The sequence below is a fragment of the Jannaschia sp. W003 genome (assembly GCF_025144335.1).
Lineage (GTDB): Bacteria > Pseudomonadota > Alphaproteobacteria > Rhodobacterales > Rhodobacteraceae > Jannaschia.
In genome coordinates, this window is the sequence record NZ_CP083539.1 from 1446630 (window position 1) to 1461631 (window position 15002).

Annotated in this window: 13 protein-coding genes and 1 pseudogene; 10 read left to right on the forward strand and 4 right to left on the reverse strand. The window is 74.0% G+C overall.

The genetic code is table 11. The features are described from left to right. Positions 1-5: 5 nt before the first annotated feature. The 7 genes and pseudogenes from K3554_RS07060 (at position 6) to K3554_RS07090 (ending at position 9145) form a co-directional block, all read left to right on the forward strand. Entirely contained in the window at positions 6-686 is a 681-nt protein-coding gene (locus tag K3554_RS07060) for a thiamine diphosphokinase (protein ID WP_259945345.1), read from the forward strand. Positions 687-716: 30 nt separating this feature from the next. Next, positions 717-1502 (forward strand): ribose-5-phosphate isomerase RpiA, encoded by a 786-nt coding sequence (gene rpiA, locus K3554_RS07065; RefSeq protein ID WP_259945346.1) that lies wholly within the window; start codon positions 717-719, stop codon positions 1500-1502. Between the two features lie 270 nt (positions 1503-1772). Beyond that, a complete protein-coding gene (locus tag K3554_RS07070) occupies positions 1773-3473 on the forward strand; it encodes a transglycosylase SLT domain-containing protein (protein WP_259945348.1) in 1701 nt (566 codons plus the stop codon). Positions 3474-3571: 98 nt separating this feature from the next. After that, positions 3572-4930: a glutathione-disulfide reductase gene (gene gorA, locus K3554_RS07075; protein ID WP_259945349.1), complete on the forward strand. Its 1359-nt coding sequence runs from the start codon at positions 3572-3574 to the stop codon at positions 4928-4930. 131 nt (positions 4931-5061) lie between these two features. Next, positions 5062-6243 (forward strand): FtsH protease activity modulator HflK, encoded by a 1182-nt coding sequence (gene hflK, locus K3554_RS07080; RefSeq protein ID WP_259945351.1) that lies wholly within the window; start codon positions 5062-5064, stop codon positions 6241-6243. Further along, a pseudogene (gene hflC / locus K3554_RS07085) lies at positions 6243-7109 on the forward strand (protease modulator HflC); the annotation flags it as partial. The gene hflK and the pseudogene hflC, both read left to right, overlap by 1 nt. A gap of 563 nt (positions 7110-7672) precedes the next feature. Then, positions 7673-9145 carry a DegQ family serine endoprotease gene (locus K3554_RS07090; RefSeq protein ID WP_409197340.1) on the forward strand — a complete coding sequence of 491 codons (1473 nt, stop codon included), beginning with the start codon at positions 7673-7675 and terminating at the stop codon, positions 9143-9145. A 55-nt stretch (positions 9146-9200) separates the two neighbouring features. Here K3554_RS07090 and K3554_RS07095 read toward each other — a convergent pair whose 3' ends face one another. Beyond that, on the reverse strand, positions 9201-9953 hold the full coding sequence (locus K3554_RS07095; protein WP_259945354.1) for a DUF1624 domain-containing protein: 753 nt from the start codon (positions 9951-9953) through the stop codon (positions 9201-9203). Further along, on the reverse strand, positions 9943-10323 hold the full coding sequence (locus K3554_RS07100; protein ID WP_259945355.1) for a peptidoglycan-binding domain-containing protein: 381 nt from the start codon (positions 10321-10323) through the stop codon (positions 9943-9945). Before K3554_RS07100 ends, K3554_RS07095 begins: the two co-directional genes overlap by 11 nt. Positions 10324-10442: 119 nt before the next feature. On the opposite strand from K3554_RS07100, the gene K3554_RS07105 reads away from it, so the two are divergent. After that, positions 10443-10766, forward strand: a complete 324-nt coding sequence (locus K3554_RS07105; RefSeq protein WP_259945357.1) for a 2Fe-2S iron-sulfur cluster-binding protein — start codon at positions 10443-10445, stop codon at positions 10764-10766. Next, on the forward strand, positions 10766-11533 hold the full coding sequence (locus K3554_RS07110; RefSeq protein WP_259945359.1) for an FG-GAP-like repeat-containing protein: 768 nt from the start codon (positions 10766-10768) through the stop codon (positions 11531-11533). Before K3554_RS07105 ends, K3554_RS07110 begins: the two co-directional genes overlap by 1 nt. Before the next feature lie 92 nt (positions 11534-11625). On the opposite strand, the gene K3554_RS07115 is transcribed toward K3554_RS07110, so the two are convergent. Together K3554_RS07115 and purD are read right to left on the reverse strand one after the other, a co-directional pair. Beyond that, on the reverse strand, positions 11626-12006 hold the full coding sequence (locus K3554_RS07115) for a DoxX family membrane protein (protein ID WP_311200383.1): 381 nt from the start codon (positions 12004-12006) through the stop codon (positions 11626-11628). Beyond that, a complete protein-coding gene (gene purD / locus K3554_RS07120) occupies positions 12003-13259 on the reverse strand; it encodes a phosphoribosylamine--glycine ligase (RefSeq protein WP_259945362.1) in 1257 nt (418 codons plus the stop codon). Before purD ends, K3554_RS07115 begins: the two co-directional genes overlap by 4 nt. A 95-nt stretch (positions 13260-13354) precedes the next feature. Here purD and xseA point away from each other — a divergent pair, with 95 nt between their 5' ends. Further along, the gene (gene xseA, locus K3554_RS07125; protein WP_259945364.1) at positions 13355-14956 is read left to right on the forward strand and encodes an exodeoxyribonuclease VII large subunit; all 1602 of its coding nucleotides are present in this window, start codon (positions 13355-13357) and stop codon (positions 14954-14956) included. Positions 14957-15002: the final 46 nt, after the last annotated feature.

Genomic DNA, 15002 nt, shown 5'->3' on the forward strand with positions numbered 1-15002 from the left:
AAATCTTGCCGGAATTGTTCATGAACGGGCGGGGCAGGGACGCGGTGACCCTCGTCGGTGGCGCCCCCCTTGCCACGCCGGTCCTTGAGGACGCGTTAACGCGCGCGCCGCGCCTCTTGGCCGCCGACGGCGGCGCCGACGCCTGCCTCGCCCGCGGACTGGTTCCCGAACGGGTGGTGGGCGACATGGACAGCCTGTCGCCCGAGGCCGCGCGCCGCTTCGCGGACCGCCTCGTGCCGGTGCCCGAGCAGGACAGCACCGACTTCGCGAAGGCGCTGCGCGGGCTCGACGCCCCGTTCGTGCTCGCCGTGGGGTTCCTTGCGGCGCGCGTCGATCACGCCCTCGCCGCCTTCTCGCACCTCGCCGAGCGGGGCGGAGCGGCGCCGCCCGCGATCCTCCTGAGCGAGCACGACTGCATCGCGCTCCTGCCGCCGCGCATCGACCTCGCGCTCCAGCCCGGCGACCGGGTGTCGCTCTGGCCGCTGGGGCCCGTGCGGGCGCGCTCCTCCGGTCTGCGCTGGCCGCTCGAGGGCATCGCGCTCGATCCGGCGGGGCGCGTGGGCACCTCGAACCGCGCCGAGGGCGCGGTGCGCCTCGAATGCCGCGGCCCTTGCCTGTTGATCCTCGACCACGCCCGGCTCCCCGCGCTGCTCGCGGGGCTGGGCAGGGGGGCGGCGCCGGGGTAAGACGGGGCCGACACCGCTGAGGAGCACGACATGGGACGTCCCAACCCCATCGACATGGCGAAGTACGTCTCGGCCCGGCGCGCGGTGGACTACGTGCAGGACGGAATGCGCGTGGGCCTCGGCACCGGCTCCACCGCCGCGTGGATGGTGCGCTGCCTCGGCGAGCTCGTGCGCGAGGACGGGCTGCGCGTCACCGGCGTGCCCACCTCTTCGCGCACCGCCGACCTCGCGCGGCACTGCGGCGTGCCGATCACCACGCTCGAGGACGCCAAGTGGCTCGACCTGACGATCGACGGGGCCGACGAGGTGGACGACGACCTCAACCTCATCAAGGGCGGGGGCGGGGCGCTCCTGCAGGAGAAGATCGTCGCCACCGCCTCGGACATGATGGTGGTGATCGCCGACCCCGCCAAGCGCGTGGAGACGCTGGGGGCCTTCCCGCTGCCCGTCGAGGTGATCCCGTTCGGCTGGCAGACCACGAAGGCGCTGATTGAGGAGAGCCTGATCGGACAGGACATCGGCGGCCGCGCCGTCACGTTGCGCCTCGCGCAGGACGCGCCGTTCCGCACCGACGAGGGCAACATGATCCTCGACCTGCACCTGCGCCGCATCGGCTCGGCGCGCCAGCTCGCGCTCCTGCTCAACCAGATCCCCGGCGTGGTCGAGAACGGCCTGTTCCTCGACATCGCCGACGTGGTGGTCACGGGGCGGCAGGACGGCACCGTGGAGGTGCGCGACATCAACCACGGCACCACCACCGACGAGCGCGTGGACCTGCGCGACGACGACAACCTGTTCGCGGGCGTGACCGACTAGGACGGTCCCGCGGTGCCGTCGGCGGCATGGCGCCGACCGCCCGCGGCGGGTCCGGCGCAAGTCCCTGACGCTGCGTCCGTTTTCCTCTGCAGCAGGCCGGCACGGCCCCCGCGTGGAGCTTCGGTGGAAGGCGCATGCGCGCCCTCCTGGTCCGCACGGCGCTGAACCCGCCCCCCGGGGGACCACGTTGACTCGGCGAACCCACCCCCGGCCGGACCGGCGCGCGCGCCCCTTGCGCAGCCGTCCGTGCCCGAACCGAGGGAGACGCCCATGACGCTTCGCCCGACCCTTCTCGCCGCCGCCGTCGCGAGCCTCGCCGCCGCCACCGCCCCGCCGCCCGCCACCGCCCAGCAGATGATGCCCCGCCCCGACCTCGCCGCCCTGCGCGCCGTGCTGCCCGAGCCGCGCCCCGCGCCGGGCTACGAGATTCCGCCCCACGGGCTGGAGGCCCTCGCCGCCGCGCTGCTGGCCGAGACCGCGCCGCTCGACGGCGACGTTCTGATCGAGGCGGTGCTCGAGCCGCGCACCGGGGGGCTGGAGCGGATGCGGGACCGCGGCTTCTTGCGCATGGCCGTGGCGCCCGACCCCCTGATGATCGCCTTCGACGGCGAGCGCGCCCTCGGCGTGGCCGTGGAGATCGCCCGCGAGCTGGAGCTGTTCCTCGCCGCGCAGCCCGGCGCGAGCCCCACACCCACCGTGGTGGTGCCTACGCCGATGCCGCGCCGCGAGATCGCCGCCAACGTGATCGAGGGGCTGACCGACTTCACCACCCTCACCGTCTCGCGCGCCGACGAGGATCCCGCGCTCGCCTACACCCGGCCGCTGATCGCGGACGTGGTGGACGTGCCCGTGCTGGGCGCGGGCGTGGAGGGCGTCGAGACGCTGGACGACCTCGCCGGCATCCCCGTCTACCTCTCCGAGGACAGCCGCTACGCCCGCGGCGCCCTGCGGCTGAACGCGGAGCGCGAGGCCGCGGGCGAGCCGCCGCTGGACCTGCGCTTCGTGGACGGGCGCCTCGACGACTACGACCTGATCGAGATGGTGGAGATCGGCCTGATCCCGGCCACTGTCGCCTCGGACTTCAAGGCCCGGTTCTGGCAGACCGCCTACGAGGGCACGGTGGTGCGCGAGGACCTCGCCCTCTCGGAGCCGGCCCGCATCGCCTGGAGCGTGCGCGCCTCGAACCCCGAGCTTCTGGCCGTGCTGGACGACTTTGCGGAGACGGCGAGGGAGGGCACGCTGCTCGGCAACGTCGTGCTAAAACGCTACATGTCGACCGCCGACTGGATCGAGAACATCGGCACCGACGAGGCCCGCGGGCGCATCGCCGAGGTCGGCCCCGTGATCGAGAAGTACGCCGCCCAGTTCGAGTTCGACCCCGAGCTGCTGATCGCCCAGGCCTACCAGGAGAGCCAGCTCGACCAGACGCGCCGCTCCCACGTGGGTGCGGTGGGCGTGATGCAGGTGATGCCCGCCACCGCCGCCGATCCCGTGGTGGGCATCCCCGCCATCGACCGGCTCGACGACAACGTCCACGCGGGCGTGAAGTACCTGCGCTGGCTGCGCGACACCTTCTTCGACGCGCCGGACATGGACCCCCTCGACCGCACGCTGCTGGCCTTCGCGGCCTACAACGCCGGGCCGGGCGGCGTGCGCCGGGCGCAGAGGCGCGCGGAGGAGATGGGGCTCGACCCGGACGTGTGGTTCGAGAACGTGGAGCTGGCGATCCAGCGCGCCGTCAGCCGCGAGCCGGCGATCTACGTGCGCAACATCTTCAAGTACTACGTCTCCTACCGCCTCTTGGCCGAGCTGGACGCCCAGGCCGCCGCGCCCTTGGGCGACATGACGGGCCTCGAGGACGAGATCGCGGACCTCGCACCTGCCGAGCGCGAGCGCTTCGTGCGCGAGGAGCTAGGCATCGTGGTGCCGGCGCCGGAGGGCGCGCCGATCCCGGTGTCGGCGGACCGCTAGAGCCGCGCGCCGTTGACGCCCCGGGGCGGCGGGCCACGTTGCAGCCCGTCCGCGCCGGCCCTAGCTGGAGGCGGCAGCGCCAACCGGAAGGGCACCCCATGGACTTCGACTACGACCTCTACGTGATCGGCGGCGGCTCGGGCGGGGTGCGCGCCGCGCGCCTGACCGCGCAGGACGGCCACAAGGTCGGGCTCGCCGAATCCAGCCGCATGGGCGGCACCTGCGTGATCCGCGGCTGCGTGCCCAAGAAGCTGATGGTCTACGCCTCGGAGTACCGCGACGCCGCGCGGCTCGCCTGCGAGTACGGCTGGAGCATGGACGCCGGGGCCCTGGACTGGGGGCACTTCCGCACGAAGCTCCACACGGAGCTCGACCGCCTGGAGGCCGCCTACACCGAGAACGCCGAGAAGGCGGGCGTCGAGATCCACCACATGCGCGCGACCATTGCCGACCCCCACACCGTGGAGCTGGAGGACGGCCGCCGCGTCACCGCCAAGCACATCCTGGTCGCCACCGGCGGGCACCCCGTGGTGCCGCCCATGGAGAACGCCGACCTCGGCATGGTGTCCGACGACGTGTTCGGGCTGGAGGCGTTGCCGAAGAAGATGCTGATCGTCGGCGGCGGCTACATCGGCTGCGAGTTCGCGGGCATCTTCAACGGCCTCGGCGTGGACGTGTCGATGTTCATCCGCAAGGCACAGATCCTGCGCGGCTTCGACGACGAGGCGCGCGGCCACGTTGCCGACTGCATGCAGGCCCGCGGTGTCGAGATCCACACCGGCTGCGCGCCCACCGAGATCGAGAAGGTCCAGGGCGGCATCCGCGTGAAGGGCTCCTCGGGCCACGAGGAGGTCTACGACGCCCTGCTTTGGGCCACGGGGCGCAAGCCCAGCACCCTCGGCCTGGGGCTGGAGGAGGCGGGCGTGACGCTAGCCCGCGACGGCTCGATCGAGGTCGACGAGTACGGCCAGACGGCGGTGCCCTCGATCTATGCCGTGGGCGACGCCATCGGCCGCGTGGAGCTGACCCCCGTGGCGATCCGCGAGGCGGTGGCGTTCCACAAGACCGTGTTCCGCGGCGAGCCCACGGCGATGGACTACGACCTGATCCCCACCGCCACCTTCACCCAGCCCGAGATGGGCAACGTCGGCATGACCGAGGAGGAGGCCGAGGAGGCGGGCCCGACGGACGTGTACGCCACCGCCTTCCGCCCCATGCAGCGCGCCTTCGGGGGCGACGACGAGCGGGCGCTGTTCAAGATGCTGGTGGACCGCGAGACCGACAAGGTGCTCGGCGTGCACATCGTCGGACCGGGCGCTGCGGAGATGATCCAGTTCGTCGGCGTGACCCTGAAGATGGGCGCCACCAAGGCCGACTTCGACCGCACCTGCGCGCTGCACCCGACGCTCGCCGAGGAGATGGTGCTGATGCGCGAGCCGGTGCGCTCGCTCGACTAGGGTGCGGGGAACCGGGGCCGCAGGGCGGCGCCCGCTGCGCCCGGCGGTCGCAGGGCGGGGGGTTCGCGGTTGAACCGCGGCGCCGGAAGGCTCAAATGCCCCCCAACGGACTTCACGAAGGAACGGAGCACATGGCAGGACCCACTGGCCCCTGGGGCGGCGGCGGCGGCAACTCGGGCGGCGGCGGCGGGGACGACAGGCCCCCGCGCGGCGGCCCGCCCCAGCGTCCGCGCCGGCCCGGCGGCCCGCGCGGCGAGGGCATCCCCGAGATCGACGACCTCGTGCGCAAGGGTCAGGACCAGCTCCGCGTGCTCATGGGTGGCCGCGGCGGCCGCGGCACGAACGGGCGCGGCCCGGGCGGCGGCGGCTTCGAGTTCAACCGCGTCACGGTCGGCATCATCGCTGCGCTCCTCGCGGTGCTCTGGCTCGTGGCTTCGTTCTACACCGTGCGGCCCGAGCAGCGCTCCGTGGAGCTGTTCCTCGGCGAGTTCTCGGAGCTTGGCGAGCCTGGCCTCAACTTCGCGCCCTGGCCGCTGGTCACCAAGGAGGTGATCAATGTCACCACCGAGCGCACCATCGACGTGGGCGTGAACCGCGGCGCGCGCGGCGAGCAGGGCCTGATGCTCACGGGCGACGAGAACGTCGTCGACATCGACTTCCAGGTGGTCTGGAACGTGGCCGACCCGGCGCGCTTCCTGTTCAACCTGCGCGACCCCGAGGCCACCATCCGCGCCGTGTCCGAGTCGGCCATGCGCGAGATCGTGGCCCGCTCGCAGCTCGCCCCCATCCTCAACCGGGACCGGGGCATCATCGCCGACGAGCTGGACCAGCTCATCCAAGCCACGCTCGACAGCTACAACGCCGGCGTGAACATCCTGCGCGTCAACTTCGACCGCGCCGACCCGCCCGCCGAGGTGATCGACGCCTTCCGCGAGGTGCAGGCCGCCGAGCAGCAGCGCGACCGCCTGCAGTCCGAGGCCGACGCCTACGCCAACCGCGTGCTCGCGGGCGCCCGGGGCGAGGCCGCGCAGGTGCTGGAGCAGGCCGAGGCCTACCGCGCCCAGACCGTGAACGAGGCCTCGGGCGAGGCGTCGCGCTTCTCGGCCGTGCTCGGCGAGTACGCCCTCGCGCCGGATGTGACCCGCAAGCGCCTCTACCTCGAGACCATGGAGCGGGTGCTCGGCGACGTCGACAAGATCATCGTCGACAACAACCTCGGCGGCGGTGGCGCCGGCGGCGGTCAGGGCATCGTGCCCTACCTGCCCCTCAACGAACTCCGCGGTGGCCGTGCCGCCCAGGGAGGAGACAACTGATGAAGCGCACCGCACTCCTGATCCCGGTGGCGCTGGTCGCCCTCGTCGTGATCTTCGCCTCCGTCTTCGTGGTCGACGAGCGCCAGAAGGCCCTCGTGCTCCAGTTCGGCCGCGTGGTCGACGTGAAGGAGGAGCCCGGCCTCGCCTTCAAGCTGCCGTTCCTCCAGAACGTCGTGTTCTACGACGACCGCATCCTGTCGCGCGACGTGGATCCGATCGAGGTGACGCCCTCGGACGACCGCCGCCTCGTGGTGGACGCCTTCGCCCGCTACCGCATCGCCGACGTGGAGCGGTTCCGGCAGGCGGTCGGCACCGGCGGCGTGGTCGCCGCCGAGCAGCGGCTCGACTCGATCCTGCGTGCCGAGATGCGCGAGGTGCTCGGCTCGGTCTCTTCGAACGAGATCCTGTCCGAGGACCGGGCGGCCCTGATGGCCCGCATCGCCCAGGCGGCGCGCAACGAGGCGCTGGCGCTGGGCCTGCAGATCATCGACGTGCGCCTCAAGCGCACCGACCTGCCGCCGCAGAACCTGGATGCGACCTTCGCCCGGATGCGCGCCGAGCGCGAGCGCGAGGCCGCCGACGAGGTCGCCCGGGGCGAGGAGGCCGCGCAGCGCATCCGCGCCCAGGCCGAGCGCACCGTGGTCGAGCTGACCTCGGACGCCCGCCGCGAGGGCGAGATCGCGCGAGGCGAGGCCGACGCGGAGCGCAACCGCATCTTCGCCGAGGCCTTCTCGTCGGACCCGGAGTTCTTCGAGTTCTATCGCTCGCTCACCGCCTACGAGCGCGCGATCAAGGGCACCAACTCGACGCTGGTGCTCAGCCCCGACTCGGAGTTCTTCGACTACCTGAAGACCGACCGCGGCAGTGCGCCGCGTCCGGCCCCGTCCGAGGCCGCCGCGCCCACCCCTGCGGTGTCCGAGCCGCAGGCCGCCCCGTCGGAGCCCGACGAGCCCGCCGCCGACGACGGAATCGTCGGCGGCGATCCGACGCCCGAGGCGCCCGTGGACGGCCTAACCGGCCCGCGCGGCGACGACGCGGCATCCGAGGACACCGCCACCGGCGACGACGCGGCGCTCGGCGGTACCGTCGACGTGGACGGCGTCCCGATCGACGACGGCACGGACTCCGAGGGCACCGTGCTGGACGGCACCACCACCGTCACGGTGCCGATCCAGCCCGCCGCGCCGGACGCCACTACCGGCAACTGATCGGCCCCCAACCGAAGCTTCCGAAGGCCCCCCGCGCGGGGGCCTTCGCACGTCCGGGGGGCGGTGCGGCGGCTTGCCAAGCGCAGGCCGCGCGCGCACTCTCGGCAACGTGACCCCCCGCGCGTTGATCCCCCGAGGGGTGATGCGGATATGCCACGTAGGCGTCCGCGCCCGCGCGGCTTCGCGGGGCGACAGGGACGCGATCCGCAGGAGGGACAGCTTTGCTCGCAGACACCTTGAACCGGCGATTCCTCGCCCCCGCCGCCCTCGGCGTGGCGCTGAGCCTGGGCAGCGTCGCCGCCGATCCGGCCGCCGCGCAGGGTCGCCCCGACACCTTCGCCGACCTCGTGGACAAGGTCGACGACAGCGTCGTGAACATCACCACCAGCTCGACGGTCGCCGCCGGCGTCCGCGGCCCCAACCCCGGCAACCCGCTCGAGGACTTCTTCGAGGAGTTCCGCCGCAACCTGCCCGAGGGCGAGGACGGCCCCCGCCGGCCCCCGTCGCGCCGCGGCTCCGCGCTCGGCTCGGGCTTCGTGATCTCCGAGGACGGCTACATCGTCACGAACAACCACGTGATCGAGAACGCCGACGAGATCCTGATCGAGTTCTGGTCGGGGGCCGAGCTGCCCGCCGAGGTGATCGGCACCGACCCCAACACCGACATCGCGCTCTTGAAGGTCGAGAGCGACGCGCCGCTGCCGTTCGTGCCGTTCGGCGACTCGGACGTGATGCGCACCGGCGACTGGGTCATGGCCATGGGCAACCCGCTCGGCCAGGGCTTCTCGGTCTCGGCCGGCATCGTCTCGGCCCGCGAGCGCGAGCTTCAGGGCGCCTACGACGACTACATCCAGACCGATGCGGCCATCAACCGCGGCAACTCCGGCGGCCCGCTGTTCAACATGGACGGCGAGGTGATCGGCGTGAACACCGCGATCCTGTCGCCCAACGGCGGCTCGATCGGCCTCGGCTTCGCGATGTCCTCGAACGTGGTCACCCGCGTGATCGACCAGCTCCAGGAGTTCGGCGAGACCCGCCGCGGCTGGCTGGGCGTGCGCATCCAGGACGTCGACCCCGAGCTGGCCGAGGCGCTTGGCCTCGAGACGGCGCGTGGCGCGCTGATCACCGACGTGCCCGAGGGCCCGGCGATGGAGGCCGGCATCGAGGCGCGCGACGTGATCCTCAGCTTCGACGGCAAGGAGATCGAGGACACGCGCGAGCTGGTCCGCACCGTGGGCAACGCGCCCGTGGGCGAGGCAGTGCGCGTCACCGTGTTCCGCGACGGGGCCACCCAGACGCTGCTGGTCACCCTGGGCCGCCGCGAGGACGCGGAGCGCCCCGTGCCCGCCAGCGCCGAGGAGGAGATCGAAGAGGGCCCCGACAGCAAGGAGCTGCTGGGCCTGACGGTCGCCACGCTGAACGACGAGCTCCGCACGCAGCTCGGGCTGGAGGACGACGCCGAGGGCCTCGTGGTGGCCGACATCGACGCCGACTCCGCGGCCTACGAGAAGGGCCTGCGCGCGGGCGACGTGATCGAGGAGGCGGGGCAGGTCCGCGTCTCCACGATCCGCGAGCTGGAGGCGCGCATCGCCGAGGCCCGCGAGGCCGGGCAGAAATCCTTCCTCCTGCTGGTCCGCCGGCAGGGCGATCCGCGCTTCGTGGCGCTGTCGCTGGAGGAAGCGGACGCCGAGTGACCCTCCGGTCACCGACGTGCACGGGACGGGCGCCTCCGGGCGCCCGTTCTCGTCTCTAGAGCCGCGCCGCCACCCATGCCCCCGCGAGGATCGCCCCCACGATCACCGGCTGGTGCACGAGGTACACGGCGAGGCTGTGCCGCCCCGGCCAGCCCAGCCGCCGCCAGACCGGCCCCTCGGGCCAGCCCCGCAGCCGATCGATCCATCCCGCCCGGTCCGCGATCCTGGCGGCCCCCAGCCCGATGAGGAACGGCCCCGTCCAGGGCAGGAGCGGCTCGTAGTCCATCATCGGCGGGATCTGCGCGCTCAGCCCCGTCCAGAGCCACCACGGGTCCGCGAAGGCCGCGAGGTCGAGGGTCCGACCCGCCCAGACCGCGGCGAGGCCCGCCAGCACCGTGACGGGGCCCGGCAGGCGCAGGAACAGGAGGCCGACGACGCTGCTCAGGGCGATGGAGTGGAGGATCCCGAAGCGAACCCACTGCGACGGGAACGTTGCCCACGTCGCGAGGCTGACGGCCGCCGCCGCCAGCACCAGCACCCCGAGGCGCCGCAGGAACGAAGCGGGCCGGAACGCCGCCCCGTGCGCCAGCCACAGCGACACGCCGGCCAGGAACACGAAGCTGCCCGCGATCGACGCGGCCCAGCCCTGCCAGAGCGGCCCGAACGAGAAGCCCCACTCCGCTACGCGCAGCGCCGGCGGCAGCATGGTGTCGAGGTCGCGCCCGAGGTGGAACAGCGCCATCTGCACCAGTGCGAAGGCCCGCGCGAGGTCGAGGAGCGGCAGGCGCCCGGGCGCCTCAGCCCGCATCGCGCGCCACGGTTACCAGCCCGAGGCGCCGCGCCGCGTCGAGGCTCAGCCAGTCGCTGTCGGGGCCGGCGTCGCCCTGGTATCGGCGCACGGCGTCGCGGGTCGCCGCGTCGTAGAAGCCCGACGCCTCGCCCCGGTAGAGCCCCCGCGCCGCGAGCGCGCGCTGCACCTGCGCCACGAACAGCGGATCGTTCGCCATGAGCGGGCAGGGGGCCGGGAACCACGCCCCGCCGACGCCCGGCGCGGCATCGAGGCTCGCCTCGGGCATGGCGGCGCGGGCGTGGCACTGGCGCGGGGGCGCGTCGCGGCGGGTCTCGGGCGCGGCGGCGCAGGCGGCCAGCAGGAGCGGAAGGGCGAGGGCGCGGATCATTGCCGGGACGCTACCGGGGGCGGAGCGGGGCGGGAACGGGGGCGCGCCGCGTGCCGCGGGCTTGTTGCGCCGCCGCCACCCGCGGACTACCTGATGCGAAAATCCCCAGGGAGAGACCCATGCCCAAGATCACCTACATCGAGCACGGCGGCCGGGAGCACATCGTCGACGTGCCCGTGGGACTGACGGTGATGGAGGGCGCGCGCGACAACGGCATCCCCGGCATCGAGGCCGACTGCGGCGGCGCCTGCGCCTGCTCCACCTGCCACGTCTACGTGGACCCCGCCTGGACCGACAAGCTGCCCGCCAAGGACGCGATGGAGGAGGACATGCTCGACTTCGCCTACGAGCCCGATCCCGCCAAGTCGCGCCTGACCTGCCAGCTCAAGGTGACGGACGCGCTCGACGGCCTCGTGGTGCGGATGCCCGAGAAGCAGATCTGATGCGCCGCCTCGCGGCGGCCGCGCTCGCGCTGCTTCTGGCAGGCGGCGGGGCCGGCGCCGCGGACTGCCTCGCCGAGGTCCACGCCCGCGCCCTGGCGCCGGGCGCGGCGGTCGCGGGGGACTGGGCCGCCTGGTACGAGGAGCCGACGCGCGCCTACGCCCACGGGATCCTCGGCACGGTCCCCGACGCGCTGACCTTGCGCCTCGCGGTGCCCGGCGCGGCCGGGGGCTGCACCTTCGCGGCCATAGGCTCGGGTCCCGAGCACGTGTTCGAGGACACCGTGCCGCGCCTCGCCGACCTCGACGGCGACGGCCAGCCCGAGGTCGTCGCCGTGCGCTCCTCGCTCTCGCGCGGGGCGCAGCTCGCCGTCTACGGCCTGCGCGCGGGCACCCTGCGGCTCCTGGACGCCACGCCGCCCATCGGCACGCGCTTCCGCTGGCTGGCGCCCCTCGCGCCCGCCGACCTCGACGGCGACGGCGCGGTGGAACTTCCTTTCGTCGACCGCCCCCACCTCGCGAAGGTCCTGCGCGTCTGGCGCTGGCGGGCGGGCGCGCTGGAGCCGGTGGCCGAGCTGCCCGGCCTCACCAACCACGCCATCGGCGAGGAGCTGATTGGCGGAACGGTGCGGCGCTGCGGGGCAGGGGCGGAGATGGTGCTGCTCTCGGCGGACCGCACCCGCCACGTCGCCGTGCGCCTCAACCGGGGCCGCCTGATCCCCCGCGACCTCGGCCCCGCAAGCGGGCCGGTGCCCGAATGCGCCTCGTAAGCCACCCCTTACGCCCCGGCCTTGCGCCGGGGCTTCCGCCCTCCACGGGCGCACCCGCTGCAAAGCAACCAACCGCACCCGGAGGTCCCGGATCAAGTCCGGGGCGTGACCTGTCGCGCCGCCGCCTCCGCCGCCACGGCCAGCGCCAGCAGCCCGCCCGCGATCGCCCAGTTCTTCACGAAGATCGACATCTGCCACCCATCTTCGGGTACGAAGTGAAACAGGCTCGTCGCTCCGCAATAGGCCGCCGCCAGCAGCGCCACCGGCACCAGCCGCCAGCCCACGAGCAGCGCCACCGCCACGGCCGCGTTGAAGGCGAGCGCGGGCCAGACCAGCGCCTCGGGCAGGCCCCGCTCGGCCAAGAGCAGCCCCGCCGGGCCGGGGTCGAGCAGCTTCTGCACGGTGCCCGCCACGAACAGCATCGCCAGCAGCACGCGCGCGCCGAGCAGCGCCCAGCGGGGCCAGCCGGTCACAGCGCGCGCCAGCCGATGTCGCGGCGCGAGAACCCCTCGGGCCAGTCCACCGCGTCGACGACCGCGTAGGCCGCATCGCGCGCCTCGCGCAACGTGTCGCCCCGCGCGGCTACCCCCAGCACGCGCCCTCCCGCGGCCACGTAGCGTCCGCCCTCGCGCGCGGTGCCGGCGTGGAACACCATGCGGTCGGACGTGCCCGCGAAATCCTCGATCCCGCCGATCGCGGAGCCCTTCGCGTAGGCCCCCGGATACCCCTTCGCGGCCATCACCACGCACATCGCGTGATCGTCCGCCCAGCGGACGCGCGCGTCACCCAGCCGCCCCTCGGCGCAGGCCTGCACGAGGTCGAGCGCCTGCCCGCCGAGGCGCATCATCAGGCACTGGCACTCGGGGTCGCCGAAGCGGACGTTGAACTCCACGAGGCTCGGCGCCCCGTCCTCGATCATCAGCCCGGTGAACAGCACGCCCCGGAACGGCGTGCCGCGCCGCGCCATCTCCGCCATGCAGGGGCACACGATCTCCTCGAGCGCCCGGCGCTCCACCTCGGGGGTCATCACCGGGGCGGGGGAGTAGGCGCCCATGCCGCCGGTGTTGGGGCCGGTGTCGCCCTCGCCGACGCGCTTGTGGTCCTGCGCGGAGCCGAGGGGCAGGATGGTCTCGCCGTCCACGAGGCAGAAGAAGCTGGCCTCCTCGCCGCGCAGCACGTCCTCGACCACGGCGCGGGCCTCGCCGTGGCGGCCGTCGAACACGTCGCGCAGGGCGAGGTGCGCCTCCTCGACCGTCGCGGCCACGGTGACGCCCTTGCCGGCGGCCAGTCCGTCGGCCTTGACCACCACGGGCGCGCCGCGCTGTGTGACGTGGTCCAGCGCCGCATCGAGATCGTCGAACACCGCGTATGCGGCGGTGGGCGCCCCCGCGGCGGCGCAGATCTCCTTGGTGAACGCCTTCGACCCCTCCAGCCGCGCCGCCTCGCGCGTCGGCCCGAGGCAGGCGACCCCCGCCTCGGCCAGCGCATCGGCCACGCCCGCCACCAGCGGCGCCTCGGGGCCGACGATCACGAGGTCGATGCTCTCCTCGTCGGCGAAGGCGACGACCGCGGCGGGATCGTCCACGCGCAGGTCCGCACATTCCGCCATGCGCGCGATGCCGGCGTTGCCGGGGGCCACCACGAGGCGGTCGCACTTGGGGTTCTGCAACGTCGCCCAGGCGAGGGCGTGCTCGCGGCCGCCGCCGCCGAGGATCAGGATGTTCACGGGGCATGCCTCCTGGGTTTCACGTCCCCTAGCCGCAGGGCGGGGGCGGCGGCAAGCGCTGGCCCCGCGCGGCCCCGGGCGCTAGACCGCCCCCCATGGACGACCTGCTGGAAGACGACGGCCCCCCGGGCCGCAACGAGCCCGAGTTCACCGTGGCCGAGCTGTCGGGCGCGGTGAAGCGCACGCTCGAGGACCGCTTCGGGCGCATCCGCGTGCGCGGCGAGGTGGGGCGCGTGTTCCGCGCCAAGTCGGGGCACCTCTACTTCGACGTGAAGGACGACCGGAACGTGCTGGCCTGCACCACCTGGAAGGGCCAGGTCGCCGGCCTCGCGGTGCGCCCCGAGGAGGGGCTGGAGGTCATCGTCACCGGCAAGCTCTCGGCCTTCGGGGGGCAGTCCAAGTACAACATGAACGTCGACGCCGTGGAGGCCGCCGGCAAGGGCGCGCTCATGGCGATGCTCGAGAAGCGCCGCCTCGCCCTCGCCGCCGAGGGGCTGTTCGAGGCCTCGGCCAAGCGCCCGCTGCCGTTCCTGCCCGAGGTGATCGGCGTGGTCACCTCGCCCCAGGGCGCGGTGATCCGCGACATCCTCCACCGCCTGCGCGACCGCTTCCCGCGGCGCGTGGTGATCTGGCCCGTGGCGGTCCAGGGGCGGGCCTGCGCGCCCGAGGTCTCGGCCGCCATCCGCGGATTCGACGCGATGGACGGCCGGGGGCCGATCCCGCGGCCCGACCTGCTGATCGTGGCGCGGGGGGGCGGCTCGGTCGAGGACCTGTGGGGCTTCAACGAGGAGGTGGTGGTGCGCGCCGCCGCCGACTGCCGCATCCCGCTGATCTCGGCCGTGGGCCACGAGACCGACACCACGCTGATCGACCACGCCGCCGACCGCCGCGCGCCCACGCCCACGGCGGCCGCCGAGATGGCGGTGCCGGTGCGGCGCGACCTCGCCGCCCACGTCGACACCCTGGGCGAGCGCGGGCGCCGTGCCGCGGAAGGCCGTGCGCGGCGCGCGCGGCAGCGGCTAGGCGACGTCGGGCGGGGCCTGCCGCGTCCCGAGGCGCTGCTCCAGCGGCCCCGCACGCGGCTGGACCGGGCCGCCGAGCGGCTGCCGGCCGCGCTGCGGGCGCGGGCGGGGCGGGCGCGGCTGCACTTCCAGCGGCTCGATGCGCGCGCCAGCCCCGAGGCGCTGCGGACCCGCCTCGCCACGGCGCGCGCGCGGCTGGAGGCGGTGGCCGCTCGGCTCGCGCAGGCGCCGGGGCGGCGCACCGAGCGGCTGCGCGCGCGGCTCGACCGCCTCGCGATGCCCGCGCCCGCGCGGCTCCTCCGCGATCCCCGCCGGCGCTTCCACACGGCGGCAGCGCGGCTGACGTCCCGCCCGCTCACCCGCGCTGCAGAGCGCGACGGGCGTCGGCTGGGGCAGGCCGTCGCGCGGCTCGCCTCGATCGCCCGCGCGCGGCAGGCGCGGCTGGCCGATCGCCTGCGGGCGCTCGACCGTCTGCGCCAGTCACTTGGCCACCGCGAGACGCTGGCGCGCGGCTTCGCCATCGCCCGCTCCGGCGAGCGCGTGGTCAAGACCGCCGCCGAGGCCCGCGACGCCCCCGCGCTGGAGTTGGAGTTCGCCGACGGCCGCATGCGGATCGGCGGCGCGCGCCCCGCGAAGGCGAAGGACGCGCCCCCCGATCAGGGCTCGCTGTTCTAAGAGCACTTCTCAGCAGTTGATGACTTACGAGGGGTCAGCAGCGCGC

Excerpts from the sequence above, each read along its gene's own strand:
- hflK (WP_259945351.1), top strand. The coding sequence starts at position 5,062 with ATGGCAGGACCCACTGGCCCCTGGGGCGGCGGCGGCGGCAACTCGGGC.
- K3554_RS07110 (WP_259945359.1), top strand. The coding sequence starts at position 10,766 with ATGCGCCGCCTCGCGGCGGCCGCGCTCGCGCTGCTTCTGGCAGGCGGC.
- K3554_RS07095 (WP_259945354.1), bottom strand. The coding sequence starts at position 9,953 with ATGCGGGCTGAGGCGCCCGGGCGCCTGCCGCTCCTCGACCTCGCGCGG.
- rpiA (WP_259945346.1), top strand. The coding sequence starts at position 717 with ATGGGACGTCCCAACCCCATCGACATGGCGAAGTACGTCTCGGCCCGG.
- xseA (WP_259945364.1), top strand. The coding sequence starts at position 13,355 with ATGGACGACCTGCTGGAAGACGACGGCCCCCCGGGCCGCAACGAGCCC.
- K3554_RS07070 (WP_259945348.1), top strand. The coding sequence starts at position 1,773 with ATGACGCTTCGCCCGACCCTTCTCGCCGCCGCCGTCGCGAGCCTCGCC.
- gorA (WP_259945349.1), top strand. The coding sequence starts at position 3,572 with ATGGACTTCGACTACGACCTCTACGTGATCGGCGGCGGCTCGGGCGGG.
- K3554_RS07105 (WP_259945357.1), top strand. The coding sequence starts at position 10,443 with ATGCCCAAGATCACCTACATCGAGCACGGCGGCCGGGAGCACATCGTC.
- K3554_RS07100 (WP_259945355.1), bottom strand. The coding sequence starts at position 10,323 with ATGATCCGCGCCCTCGCCCTTCCGCTCCTGCTGGCCGCCTGCGCCGCC.